We start from the raw sequence: 13227 nt of genomic DNA, 5'->3' as shown, positions 1-13227 counted from the left end.
TTGGGTATGAATAAACCGTAGTGAACTTTATTCACTACGGTTGATATGAGTTTTATTTTACTGACAAAGGCATGTCTAAATTTTACACGCGCCGCCTTCACAACCATCATCTACTTCTGTTTGGCTGTCAGCAGCGCCATCACGAGTATTATGGTAGTAAAGTGTCTTCACGCCGAGTTTGTAGGCCGTCAATAAGTCTTTAATGATCTGTTTAACAGGTACTTTTCCGCCTTCAAATCGTGAAGGGTCGTAATTGGTATTTGCTGAAATCGTTTGATCGATGAATTTTTGCATAATACCGACGAGTTCTAAATAACCGTCATTGCTCGGAATATTCCACAATAGCTCGTAATTACCTTTTAATTTTTGGTATTCAGGTACTACCTGCTTTAATACTCCATCTTTACTTGCTTTGATGCTGATCAATCCGCGAGGTGGCTCAATACCATTAGTGGCATTGGAAATTTGCGATGATGTTTCAGATGGCATTAAGGCAGAAACTGTCGAGTTACGAACGCCGTATTTTTTAATATCAGCTCTTAACGATTCCCAATCTAAATGCAACGGCTCACCAGTAACTTTATCGATCTCTTTTTTATAAGTATCAATCGGTAAAATGCCTTGGCTTAACTTTGTTTCGTTAAATAGCGGACAAGCCCCTTGCTCTTTAGCTAATTTATTCGAAGCTTTAAGTAAGTGATACTGGATTGCTTCAAAGGTTCTATGTGTTAAGTTATTTGCACTACCGTTTGAATAAAACACGCCATTTTTAGCGAGATAATAGGCATAGTTTATTACGCCTATACCTAAAGTTCGACGCCCCATAGTTGCATTAAATGCAGCCGGTACAGGGTAGTCTTGGTAGTCTAATAAGCTATCAAGTGCGCGTACTGCAAGATCAGCTAATCCTTCTAATTCATCAAGGCTTTCAATTGCCCCTAAGTTAAAAGCAGATAAAGTACATAACGCAATTTCACCGTTTTCATCGTTCACATCAACCATAGGCTTAGTCGGTAAGGCGATTTCTAAACAAAGGTTACTTTGTCTGATTGGCGCATGTTCAGGGTTAAATGGACTGTGCGTATTACAGTGATCAACATTTTGTAAATAGATACGACCTGTGCTTGCTCGCTCTTGAGCAAATAAGCTAAATAGTTCGATCGCTTTAATACGTTTTTTACGAATTGAATCGTCTTGTTCGTATTTCACATAAAGTTCGTCAAATTTATTCTGATCTTCAAAAAATGCGTCATACAAACCAGGGACATCACTAGGACTGAATAAGGTAATAGATTCACCTTTGATCAGACGTTGGTACATCAGTTTATTGAATTGTACACCGTAATCTAGATGTCTAACTCGGTTCTCTTCAACTCCGCGGTTGTTTTTAAGCACCAGTAAACTTTCAACTTCTAAATGCCATAACGGGTAAAATAATGTTGCGGCACCGCCTCGAACACCACCTTGAGAACAGCTTTTAACGGCTGTTTGAAAGTGTTTGTAAAAGGGAATACAGCCCGTGTGAAATGCTTCACCATTTCTGATCGTACTGCCTAGTGCACGTATGCGACCTGCATTAATACCTATACCTGCACGTTGAGAAACGTATTTAACAATAGCGCTTGAAGTTGCGTTAATTGAGTCTAAGCTGTCACCACATTCAATCAGAACACATGAGGAGAATTGACGTGTTGGTGTGCGTACTCCGGCCATGATCGGTGTCGGTAAAGAAATTTTAAATGATGAAATTGCATCATAAAACCTTTTGACATACTCCAAACGAGTATCTTGTGGATACTTCGCAAACAAACACGCAGCCACTAAAACATATAAAAACTGTGCACTCTCATAAATTTCACCTGTTACACGGTTTTGAACTAAATATTTGCCTTCCAGCTGTTTAACTGCAGCATAACTGAAATCTAAATCTCGGCGATGATCAATGAATGATTCTAACGTTTCAAATTCAGCAGGCGTATAGTCTTCTGTCAAGTGTTTGTCATATTTACCCGCCTCAACCATGTTAACAACATGATCATATAACTTAGGCGGTTCAAATTGACCGTACGCTTTTTTCCGTAAATGAAATATTGCCAAGCGTGCAGAAAGAAACTGGTAATCAGGTGTTTCTTCAGAGATTAAATCTGCGGCAGCCTTAATGATGGTTTCATGAATATCTTCGGTTTTTATACCATCGTAAAATTGGATATGAGACTTTAGCTCTACCTGTGAGACAGAAACGTTATCTAACCCGTCTGCCGCCCATGCTATAACTTTATGAATTTTTTCTAAGTCGATAGCTTCTTTTTCGCCATTACGCTTTGTTACGAAGAGATTACTGTTCATGAGGACCTTGAATTGTTTTTATTATAGTAATTGTTGTTTGAAGTAGAACCAGATTTTGTGCTGACAATATTCGTTGGTTATTGTCAAACTTTTTTAGTATGTGTTTGAACATATGATGCACAAGATATAGTGATTTTTAAAAATATAATCACAAGATAATGAGGTTTTGGTGTCATTGCAAGTCCTAAAAAACTGCTTGATTATTTAATAATCGAGCAGCTTTTTGACCAGTTAGTATTGACTAACCTAGTGCGGCTTTTCAAATTTGAATTTAGTAAAACGCAACGGTTATTTTTACTAAATTTACACCTTTAGAATTATTTTGTGTTGTTTCGCACAAGTTTAATTCAAAAAAAGTATAAAAATAATAAAATGATTAATAATCAATGAGTTGCATGCCTTGATTACTAATTGCTCATCAGTTGACGGAATAGGTTTATCAATTGCTTAGGATTTGAACAATGTAAATTGGCTGACCAGTTAGCACATGCATTTTGATCAACAATATAACCCCAAAGCGCTATTACAGAATACATATCGGCAGCATTTGCAGCTTGTATGTCTCTAGGCGCATCTCCTAAATATACACATTCATTTGGCTTGATATGTAAATGTTGGCATGCGTGTAATAAAGGTTCAGGGGCGGGTTTTCTACTTGGTAAACTATCACCGCCAATATTGACATAACTTTTTGACAACTCAGGGTAATAGGGCAATAACGTGTTTGTTAGTCCTATGGGCTTATTAGTGACGATACCCCAAGGAACGCCTTGTTGGTTTAAAAAGGCCAGCAACTCAGTAACACCCTCATACAATTTAGTATGCACCGCAATATTTGCTTCGTAATAAGATAGAAACTGTTGCCGTAATGAATCTTCATTAAATGCATCTATTTTGTTGCCAAAACCTAAATGCAATAAGCCTTTCGCTCCGTCAGAGGCTATTGGTCGGTATTGGCTTGGGTTTACGATTGGAAAATCATTAGATTCAAGTACATGATTAAGTGCTGCGCCTAAATCATCTGCTGTATCTAATAATGTGCCGTCTAAATCAAATAAAACGCCTTTAAATATTGTTGACATTATCTAACCTTTTGACAGCACAACAGGTAGTTAACATCCAGCCCTGGGCCTAATTTGTGGTTTTCAGTTAACGGGTTGTAGTGAATGCCTGTGGCGTCAATACACTTAAGGCTATTTGATTCTGCCCACTCAATTAGGGTTGAAGGCTTGATAAATTTATTATGATCGTGCGTGCCGTCAGGAACTAATTTTAATATTTTTTCTGCTGCCAAAATCGCTAGAAGGTAAGACTTTGTCGACTTATTTAACGTAGAAAAGAATACATAACCACCAGGTTTAACCATATCAGCGCAGGCTTTAATTACGGAGGCGGGATCTGGTACATGTTCAAGCATTTCCATGCATGTCACCACATCAAAGTGCTCAGCACAAGCACGCGCTTTTTCTTCAGCAGTGATTTTTTCATAGTTCACTGTTACACCAGACTCTAACGCATGTAACTTCGCCACATTTAATGGCTCTTCTCCCATGTCTATACCTGTCACCTTGGCACCCAGTTTAGCAATGCTTTCCGTGAGTATGCCACCGCCACAGCCTACATCAATCACCTCTGCATCAAATAAGTCCGGCTTATGTTGCAAAATGAACTGTCTACGCAGTGGGTTGATTTGATGTAACGGTTTAAAGTCACCTGTTAAGTCCCACCATTGACTGGCAACTTTTTCAAATTTTTCTATTTCTTCTAAATTTACATTGAGAGATTTTGACATTAGCGTAAGGTATTTATCAGTGAATGCACCGGATTCTAAACTAAAGTAGTTTGTAAACCTAGCATTGAAAATAACAATAATAACGCGTTGTTTGATCCTTCTCATATTTTGAGTTGCTCAATTAATGCAAACCAAGGAAGTGTCGTAATTAATGTCTTCTTCTAATTTTAAAAGAACAATAACTAAGCTGGGCATAGCAGTTTTGGCCATTAATGGCTTAATTGGTGCTGGAATTTTTGCTTTGCCAGCAGGAGCAGCAGAGCTGAGCGGTAACTTAAGTCCTTGGATGTTTATCGTATGTGCATTACTGATGTCGTTAGTGATTTTAAGTTTTGCTCAATTATCCGCTGGTTTTGATAAAACGGGAGGACCAGTACTTTATACTCAAAAAGCTTTTGGTAGCCATGTCTCTTTCCAAACGACGTGGCTTTTATATATTGGCCGCCTTACTGCATTAGCAGCCAACAGCAACGCGTTGGTTTTGTACCTTGGCTTTATCTACCCGCCATTTAATGAAGGCTTTTTAAAAATCATTTCCCTTGTTTGTGTACTGAGTATGTTAACTGCAATTAACTTGCTTGGCGTTAGAAAGACCATGTTGGTATTAAAGAGCATCACCATGTTGAAAATATTGCCTTTAATACTTTTTATTGCTGTTGGGTTTTTCCACTTAGAACCAGAAAAATTGATATTATTTGAACCAATGCCATTTTCACAAATGGAAGCAACGTTACTTCTGTTGGTTTATGCATTTATCGGTTTTGAAGGAGCGTTAGTACCTGCAGGAGAAAGTGAAAATCCAACTAAGAATATTGCCAAGGCATTAGTCCTGACATTGATTACTACTGCTGTTTTATATTTTTGTATTCAAGCAATAGCGGTGTCAGTGTTGCCTAATTTGGCCTCTACTGAGGCACCCATAGCTGCAGCCGCATCGACGATGACTGGTGATATAGGAGCTGTGATTATTACTGTTGCGGCAATCATTTCTATTGCGGGTAACTTATCTACAGTCATTTTCACCGCGCCTAGAATGACTTATGCGCTAGCGGAGCAGGGGAATTTTCCTTCATGGTTTGCCAAAGTCACATCGGAAGAGAAAATTCCACGTAATGCCATTTTATTTTTAGTCATCGTTGCTGGCTTTTTAGCTATTACCGGCAGCTTTATTTGGCTTGCCATCGTGAGTTCGTTGGCACGACTAATTGGTTATTTTATAGCTATTGCTGCACTGGTAAAACTACAGCCAGAGTTAAGATCAAAAGGGCAATGGCGACTGCCGTTGGGATTAGTTATACCCTTAAGTGCATTGTGCGTGTGCTTATGGCTTTCCATTCAAGCTAGCGTAAACTCTTGGCTTATGACGGCGCTATTTATGATTGCAGGCAGTGGTTTATACTTCTTGGGCCGACATAAGAAAACAGAAACATCTCATTGAAATGAATTTTAGCAGCATTTTTGCAGAAGTTTGATTGATTTTGTTTGTTTTTGTCGTTAAATTGACGGTAAGTTCATCTTAAAATAATAATTAAAAATGAAATCTATTACAGATCAGCTCTCAACTTACAAAAGTGTTCATTTAAATACCAGCAATATCAAAACCCACTTTATCGGCATTCCGCTGATCATATGGTCAGTAGCGTTATTACTTAATATTGTAAGTTTTGATTTTACCATCAATAGTGAGTTGGTATCTGTTGGTTTAGGGACAATCATAGGTTTGGTTGCTCTTGTGTATTATGTTGCTCTATATATCCCGATGGCAATATTGGTTTTAATAATCTTTGGTCCTATTATCTACAGCACACACCTATTTGTAGGGCACGAGCATGTTATTGTTATTGCAATAGGAGTTTTTGTTGGGGGGTGGATATTGCAGTTTATTGGGCATGCTTATGAAAAGGCTAAGCCAGCATTTGTCGATGATTTAAACCAACTACTTATTGGGCCGCTATTCTTAATAGCGGAAATCTATTTTGCGTTAGGCCTTAATAAAGCAATGGAAGAGAAAGTCTACAATGAAGCGATAGACAAGCGAAAAGAATTTGAAAGCAACAAAAGCTAATGTGGAACATTTGAAAAGCAAGAATTAGTCAGCACTATTAATTGAAGACATAGTGCCTTAAATAATCATCATTGCTAGTTTGACCCTAATAACATGCCGTGGCGGATTCAAAAACTTGTTCATCAAGAACTTGAACTCGCTCACCGAGTTTATTGAGAATGTTAATCTTTCCTTCGCATACAGCAACGATGGATTTGTTCTCTTTAAAACTTCTAGGAATTTCGACACGGCCACCATTTAAACAGATAAAACTTTCTACAGCATGCTCTAGTGCTAAAGACTCTTCATCATAATAAATTATCGTCACTGTTTTATATAAACTGCTCATTGAAATAACCTATGTCATGTTGTGGATGTGCGGATAATTTTACTCTTTTTTAACGTTTAAACTGTAATAACTATGTAAACTATCGCGCTAATTTGTAACACTCATTGGTGTGATAACTTTGGTTGAAATTCACTCAATAATATTCAGGTTTTCTTAATTAATTATTGGTTTTGTTTGAAAAGTAACCTTAAAGATAATTTTTAATCTATCTAGCGGTAATTTTAGGTCTTGGCTAAGTTAAGTTAAATTTAATTAAAACAATTGGTTATTATGTTTAGCACTAAGCTTTAAAAAACTCTTTAAAAAGGTGCTTTATAGAGGTAAATTAAAGCTAAATTTCGGTTAGGGCATCCCAGAAATTTATGTTAGTATGCCTTGTTCGAAAAATTATAATAATTTCAAAAAATCTACTAGTAGGGATCCATTGATTTATGTCCGATCTGGCAAAAGAAATCGTTCCAATTAATATTGAAGATGAGCTTAAAAGCTCATATTTAGATTACGCTATGAGTGTAATCGTTGGTCGCGCACTTCCAGATGTTCGCGATGGTTTGAAACCAGTACATAGACGCGTGCTATTCGCCATGAATGTGCTAGGTAACGATTGGAATAAACCATATAAAAAATCTGCTCGTGTTGTTGGTGATGTGATCGGTAAATATCACCCTCACGGTGATACTGCTGTTTACGATACTATTGTTCGTATGGCACAAGACTTTTCAATGCGTTATATGCTTGTTGATGGTCAGGGTAACTTTGGCTCTGTCGATGGTGACTCTGCAGCGGCTATGCGTTATACCGAAATTAGAATGAACAAAATATCTCATTCTATTCTTGCCGACCTTGAAAAAGAAACTGTTGATTTTGTACCCAACTATGATGGTACTGAGCATATTCCAGCAGTAATGCCTACACGAATTCCTGCATTGCTAGTAAATGGCTCTTCAGGTATCGCTGTCGGTATGGCGACTAATATTCCACCTCATAACTTAACCGAAGTCATCAATGGCTGTTTAGCATTAATAGAAAATAGCGAACTTAGCATTGATGATTTAATGGAATACATTCCAGGCCCTGACTTCCCAACAGCTGGTATTATCAGTGGTCGTAACGGTATCAAAGACGCCTACAATACAGGTCGTGGTAAAATTAAGATCCGTGCTCGTGCTGAAATTGAAGTGGATGACAAAACTGGTAAAGAAACTATTGTCGTACATGAGCTTCCTTATCAAGTAAATAAGGCTCGTCTGATTGAAAAAATGGCTGAGCTAGTCAAAGAGAAACGATTAGAAGGTATTTCTGCTTTGCGTGATGAGTCTGATAAAGACGGCATGCGTATGGTTGTTGAAGTTAAGCGTGGTGAAGTAGGTGAAGTTGTATTAAACAATTTGTACAAACTTACACAAATGCAAGTGTCTTTTGGTTTGAATATGGTGGCTTTAACTGAAGGTCAGCCGAAATTATTCAACCTAAAAGAAATGTTAGATGCCTTTATATTGCATCGTCGTGAAGTGGTTACTCGACGTACCATTTTCGAATTGCGTAAAGCACGAGATCGCGCTCATATCTTAGAAGGTTTGTCGATAGCATTGGCGAACATTGATCCAGTCATCGAATTAGTAAAAAGCTCAGCAAATCGTAAAGAAGCTGAAGAAAAGCTAATTTCACAAGGTTGGGCATTAGGCAATGTGAGTGGCATGTTAGAAGCCGCTGGTAATGACGCGGCTCGTCCTGAGTGGCTAGAACCACAATACGGTATTCGAGACGGTTTATACTATTTAACGCCTCAACAGGCTAAAGCGATTGTCGATCTGCAATTATATAAATTGTCAGGTATGGAACATGAAAAGATTCTAAACGAGTACAAAGAGTTATTAGATTTAATCGCTGAATTGATGCATATTCTGGCTTCACCAGAACGTTTGATGGAAGTCATCCGTGAAGAATTAGAGTTAATTCGTGATGAATTTGGTGATGAACGTCGTACGGAAATCACCAATGCGTCACATGACTTATCGTTAGAAGACCTAATTTGTGAAGAAGATGTTGTCGTAACACTTTCACATGAAGGTTATGTTAAGTACCAAGTACTAAGTGATTACGAAGCTCAACGCCGCGGCGGTAAGGGTAAAGCGGCGACTAAGATGAAAGAAGAAGATTTCATCGAACGTTTATTAGTGGCCAATACGCACGATACAATATTGTGTTTCTCAAATCGCGGTAAGCTTTATTGGTTAAAAGTGTATCAATTGCCATTAGCGAGCAGAACAGCCAGAGGTCGTCCAATCGTTAACTTATTGCCATTGGAAAGCGATGAAAGAATTACCGCAATTTTACCTGTGCGTGAATACGAAGATGATAAGTTCATCATCATGGCAACAGCGTCGGGTACAGTGAAGAAAACGCCGTTGACTGCATACTCTAATCAACGTGCGAACGGTATTATTGCTTTGAATCTTCGTGATGACGATACCTTAATTGGTGTTGATATTACTAACGGCGAAAACGACATCATGTTGTTCTCTGATGAAGGTAAAGTTGTACGCTTTAATGAGAAGCAACGGGACAGTGAAACAGGTGAAGTGAAAATTGATCCTGAAACAGGTGAAGAACTTCATGCGTTACGTGCCATGGGCCGAACTGCAACAGGTGTTCGTGGTATTCGTTTAGAGGGCGATCAAAAAGTGGTTTCACTTATAGTGCCTAAAAATGACGGACCAGTATTGACTGTTACTGAAAATGGTTACGGTAAGCGAACTGACTTAGACGAGTATCCAGCGAAAAGTCGTGCGACTAAAGGTGTTGTATCGATTAAAGTCAGCGAACGTAACGGTAAAGTTGTTGGTGCTGTGCAAGTCGAAGAAAATGACGAAATCATGATGATCACAGACAACGGTACTCTTGTGCGTACTCGCGTAAATGAGGTCAGTGTTATTGGTCGTAATACACAAGGTGTTCGTTTGATTCGTACTGCTGAAGATGAGCATGTAGTTGCTTTACAACGTATTGATGAAATTGAAGAGACTGAAGTATTGTCATCAGAAGATGAGCAAGGCGAAGTTGAAGGATCAGAAGCTGCTGAGAACATAGCAGTAGCAACTGAAGAACTCTCGAATGATGAGAGCCTCTCGGATCCCGAAGAATAACCGCTAATAAAAATAAAATGGGCGGTTTAACCGCCCATTTTTTTTGCAAAGAAATCGGTGAAATAGAAAAACGTTATTTAATAGTTTAGTAAAGGAAGTAAAGATGTCTGAGGTGTTCAATTTTTGTGCAGGTCCAGCGATGTTGCCTAAGCCAGTAATGCTTAAAGCACAAAGTGAATTTGTAAATTGGCATGATGTTGGTAGTTCAGTGATGGAGCTTAGCCATCGCAGTAAAGAATATATTGAAATTGCGAAAAAAGCAGAAGCTGACTTGCGAACCTTGATGTCGATTCCTTCAAACTATAAAGTGCTCTTTTGTCATGGCGGTGGTCGTGGACAATTCTCAGCGGTACCACTAAATTTGCTTCCTGAAAACGGTAAGGCTGATTACATAGTATCAGGCTCATGGTCTAAAGCGGCAGCAAAAGAGGCGGCTAATTATGGAAATATCAATACCATAAATATTGTCACAAAAGAAAGTGATACAACACAGGTCCTGCCAACAAGTCAGTGGAAGTTGTCTAAAGATGCAGCTTATGTTCATTATTGCCCTAATGAAACGGTTGATGGCATAGAGATTTTCGACGTACCAGAAACTGACGGTATTCCACTAATTGCTGATATGTCTTCTACTATTTTGTCGCGTGAGATTGACGTGTCTAAATTCGGGGTTATTTATGCGGGAGCACAAAAAAATATTGGACCGTCGGGATTGACCTTAGTCATCATAAGAGAAGATTTATTAGGACGTGCTAGCAAGCAAACACCTTCAGTATTGAACTATCAACTAGCTGCAGAAAATGACTCAATGTATAACACGCCGCCAACCTATGCTTGGTACTTGGCTGGTTTAGTTTTTGAGTGGTTGTTAGAAATAGGTGGTGTTAAAGCAATAGCTGAGATTAACCGTCAAAAAGCTGAGTTATTATATAGCACAGTGGATAGGAATGATTTTTACAAAAACGATATCTCAAATGAGAATCGATCATTAATGAATATTCCTTTTTGGCTTAATGATGAGTCATTAAATGATGCATTTTTGGCAGAAGCCAAAAGTACCGGTTTAGTTGCACTTAAAGGACATCGCTCAGTCGGTGGTATGCGTGCAAGCATTTATAATGCGATGCCACTTGACGGTGTTGCTGCCTTAGTTAACTTTATGAACGCATTCGCTGAGCGCCATAAAGCATAATAAAAATTAGAGAGGGAAATAATCATGTCACCATTGAAGATGACGATAGAATTAATGTGGGAGGTTAAATAAAGTGGAACAGTTAACTTTACAACCGATTAATAGAATTAACGGTGAAGTATTTTTACCAGGCTCAAAAAGTCTCTCTAACCGTGCTTTATTAATTGCGGCATTAGCAAATGGCACCACTAAAATTACTAATCTATTGGTAAGCGATGATATTAATCACATGCTTAAAGCCTTAACCAGTTTAGGTGTTAATTATACATTAAGTGATTGTGGCACCGAATGTACGGTTATTGGCAATAACGGCTTCTTCAAAACAGATAAGCAAATAGAGTTGTATCTAGGTAATGCAGGTACAGCGATGCGTCCGTTGTGTGCTGCATTAGCTGCCAGCTCAGGAGAGTTTATACTTACCGGTGAACCAAGAATGAAGGAAAGGCCTATCGGTCACTTGGTTAATGCATTAGTACAATTGAACGCAAATATTGAATATCTTGAAAATACCGATTACCCCCCTGTAAAAATTACAGGCCACAAGCTTAGCGGTGAAAAGGTGACTATTGATGGTTCAATTTCCAGTCAATTCTTGACCGCTATTTTAATGGTTACGCCATTGCTGGAAAGCAATACAGAAATTGAAATTGAAGGTGAATTGGTGTCAAAGCCTTACATTGATATCACGCTCGATATCATGTCTAGGTTTGGCGTTAAGGTTATAAACAATAACTATCAATCATTTATTGTAAAAGGTAACCAAACTTACCAAGCTGTAGAAAGATATATGGTGGAAGGTGATGCTTCTTCCGCGTCTTACTTCTTGGCAGCAGGCGCTATCAAAGGTGGTGAAATTACGGTTCACGGTGTAGGCAGACTAAGCGTACAGGGTGATAAACACTTTGCTGATGTGCTTGAAAAAATGGGCGCACAAGTGAATTGGAATGATGAATCAATTACTGTTGTCGGTAGAGCTTTAACAGCTGTTGATATGGACATGAACCATATACCTGATGCTGCGATGACTATCGCTACCACGGCGCTTTTCGCTAAAGGGACAACTAGCATTCGCAATATTTATAATTGGCGTGTAAAAGAAACCGATCGATTAACGGCAATGGCGACAGAACTCAGGAAAGTTGGTGCGATTGTTGAGGAAGGGGAAGACTATATTTCTATAACACCGCCTAAGTCATTGGTGCATGCAGCGATTGATACATATAACGATCATCGCGTGGCCATGTGTTTTTCACTAGTTGCACTCAGTGATACCGCCGTTACCATTAATGATCCTAAGTGCACGGCGAAAACATTCCCCGATTATTTTGAAAAATTGGAACAAGTGTCCAATTAAGCCATTTTAACACCTAGGACGTGTAACTATAAAATGGAACAAAGCAGTTACTATTTTGACGAAAAAGTTAAAAATAGATAGCGTCCTAGGCACTTTGAACCGATATACCAAGTGTTCATGTAAAATTCAAATGTTGTCTAATTGTTACAAAAATAGTTTTTAGGCGATTTTGAAAAATAATTACCGTATAATGCCGCCGATTTGCGACATTAGGAGAAAAATGTATGCAGGAATGCATTCCAGTAATAACTATTGATGGCCCCAGTGGCGCAGGAAAAGGCACTGTATCACGTTTAGTTGCTGAGAATTTAGGCTGGCAATTATTAGACAGTGGTGCAATTTATCGTGTTTTAGCGGTAGCAATTCTACACCATAATATCGAAGTATCTGAAGAAGAACCGTTAATACCAATTGCAGCCCACTTAGATGTGCAATTTGAAATTACGTCAGATGGTCAAAGTAAAGTGATCCTTGAGGGTGAAGATGTAACCGATACGATTCGTACTGAAGAAGTTGGCGCTTTGGCGTCTAAAGTCGCAGCATTCCCCAGGATTCGTGAAGCATTATTAAGACGCCAACGTGCGTTTAAGCTAGCGCCAGGCCTAGTTGCAGATGGAAGAGATATGGGAACAGTGGTTTTTACCAGTGCTCCGGTTAAAGTATTTCTTACCGCTAGTGCAGAAGAACGCGCAAGACGAAGATTTGAACAGTTGAAAGCGAAAGGGTTTGATGTTAAAATCGGGCGCCTTTTGGATGACATACGTCAACGGGATGAGCGAGATAGTAGCCGAGAAGTGGCTCCGCTTGTACCTGCAGAGGGCGCGTTAATTGTTGATTCTACTGAACTTTCTATTGAAGAGGTGGTCAGTAAAGTGCTTTCATTTACGAATGAAAAATTAAACGCAAATTAAAAATAAACTTGATATATGGATGTATTAAGTCACATTAACAACCCCATGAAACATGTAAGTTGATTGGATTAATCAAATGAGTTCATAAACAAA

At 38.6% G+C, this 13227-nt stretch carries 10 protein-coding genes; 6 read left to right on the top strand and 4 right to left on the bottom strand.

The annotated features are described in order from the left end of the window. Positions 1-75: 75 nt before the first annotated feature. From nrdA to ubiG, 3 genes are all read right to left on the bottom strand, one after another. Positions 76-2346, bottom strand: coding sequence for a class 1a ribonucleoside-diphosphate reductase subunit alpha (gene nrdA / locus QUE03_RS11160; RefSeq protein WP_286261444.1), 2271 nt, complete (start codon positions 2344-2346; stop codon positions 76-78). A 407-nt stretch (positions 2347-2753) separates the two neighbouring features. Beyond that, a complete protein-coding gene (locus QUE03_RS11155; RefSeq protein WP_286261442.1) occupies positions 2754-3428 on the bottom strand; it encodes an HAD family hydrolase in 675 nt (224 codons plus the stop codon). Beyond that, on the bottom strand, positions 3428-4138 hold the full coding sequence (ubiG, locus tag QUE03_RS11150; protein WP_286267820.1) for a bifunctional 2-polyprenyl-6-hydroxyphenol methylase/3-demethylubiquinol 3-O-methyltransferase UbiG: 711 nt from the start codon (positions 4136-4138) through the stop codon (positions 3428-3430). Before ubiG ends, QUE03_RS11155 begins: the two co-directional genes overlap by 1 nt. Positions 4139-4289: 151 nt before the next feature. Between ubiG and QUE03_RS11145 the strand changes: the two genes are divergently transcribed. Then, entirely contained in the window at positions 4290-5576 is a 1287-nt protein-coding gene (locus QUE03_RS11145) for an APC family permease (RefSeq protein ID WP_286261440.1), read from the top strand. Positions 5577-5672: 96 nt separating this feature from the next. After that, positions 5673-6203 (top strand): Mpo1 family 2-hydroxy fatty acid dioxygenase, encoded by a 531-nt coding sequence (locus QUE03_RS11140; protein ID WP_286261438.1) that lies wholly within the window; start codon positions 5673-5675, stop codon positions 6201-6203. A gap of 85 nt (positions 6204-6288) precedes the next feature. Here the strand turns inward: QUE03_RS11140 and QUE03_RS11135 are convergent, their stop codons facing one another. Then, on the bottom strand, positions 6289-6531 hold the full coding sequence (locus QUE03_RS11135) for a TIGR02922 family protein (protein ID WP_286261437.1): 243 nt from the start codon (positions 6529-6531) through the stop codon (positions 6289-6291). A gap of 431 nt (positions 6532-6962) precedes the next feature. On the opposite strand from QUE03_RS11135, the gene gyrA reads away from it, so the two are divergent. The 4 genes from gyrA (at position 6963) to cmk (ending at position 13134) form a co-directional block, all read left to right on the top strand. Continuing rightward, positions 6963-9677 (top strand): DNA topoisomerase (ATP-hydrolyzing) subunit A, encoded by a 2715-nt coding sequence (gene gyrA / locus QUE03_RS11130; RefSeq protein ID WP_286261435.1) that lies wholly within the window; start codon positions 6963-6965, stop codon positions 9675-9677. Positions 9678-9780: 103 nt separating this feature from the next. Beyond that, a complete protein-coding gene (serC, locus tag QUE03_RS11125; RefSeq protein ID WP_286261433.1) occupies positions 9781-10869 on the top strand; it encodes a 3-phosphoserine/phosphohydroxythreonine transaminase in 1089 nt (362 codons plus the stop codon). Positions 10870-10942: 73 nt separating this feature from the next. Further along, entirely contained in the window at positions 10943-12223 is a 1281-nt protein-coding gene (gene aroA, locus QUE03_RS11120) for a 3-phosphoshikimate 1-carboxyvinyltransferase (protein ID WP_286261431.1), read from the top strand. A gap of 224 nt (positions 12224-12447) precedes the next feature. Then, on the top strand, positions 12448-13134 hold the full coding sequence (cmk, locus tag QUE03_RS11115) for a (d)CMP kinase (protein WP_286261429.1): 687 nt from the start codon (positions 12448-12450) through the stop codon (positions 13132-13134). The last annotated feature ends 93 nt before the right edge of the window (positions 13135-13227 follow it).

Origin of the sequence: Thalassotalea atypica, assembly GCF_030295975.1 — a bacterium.
Classification (GTDB): Bacteria; Pseudomonadota; Gammaproteobacteria; order Enterobacterales; family Alteromonadaceae; genus Thalassotalea_F; species Thalassotalea_F atypica.
Note: the sequence above shows the minus strand (reverse complement) of the source record. Positions and strands in the feature narration are given on the sequence as shown.

What these genes read in the sequence shown, in the direction of transcription:
- ubiG (WP_286267820.1), bottom strand. Translation starts at nt 4,138, where the DNA reads ATGTCAAAATCTCTCAATGTAAATTTAGAAGAAATAGAAAAATTTGAA.
- QUE03_RS11140 (WP_286261438.1), top strand. Translation starts at nt 5,673, where the DNA reads ATGAAATCTATTACAGATCAGCTCTCAACTTACAAAAGTGTTCATTTA.
- QUE03_RS11145 (WP_286261440.1), top strand. Translation starts at nt 4,290, where the DNA reads ATGTCTTCTTCTAATTTTAAAAGAACAATAACTAAGCTGGGCATAGCA.
- QUE03_RS11155 (WP_286261442.1), bottom strand. Translation starts at nt 3,428, where the DNA reads ATGTCAACAATATTTAAAGGCGTTTTATTTGATTTAGACGGCACATTA.
- nrdA (WP_286261444.1), bottom strand. Translation starts at nt 2,346, where the DNA reads ATGAACAGTAATCTCTTCGTAACAAAGCGTAATGGCGAAAAAGAAGCT.
- QUE03_RS11135 (WP_286261437.1), bottom strand. Translation starts at nt 6,531, where the DNA reads ATGAGCAGTTTATATAAAACAGTGACGATAATTTATTATGATGAAGAG.
- cmk (WP_286261429.1), top strand. Translation starts at nt 12,448, where the DNA reads ATGCAGGAATGCATTCCAGTAATAACTATTGATGGCCCCAGTGGCGCA.
- gyrA (WP_286261435.1), top strand. Translation starts at nt 6,963, where the DNA reads ATGTCCGATCTGGCAAAAGAAATCGTTCCAATTAATATTGAAGATGAG.
- serC (WP_286261433.1), top strand. Translation starts at nt 9,781, where the DNA reads ATGTCTGAGGTGTTCAATTTTTGTGCAGGTCCAGCGATGTTGCCTAAG.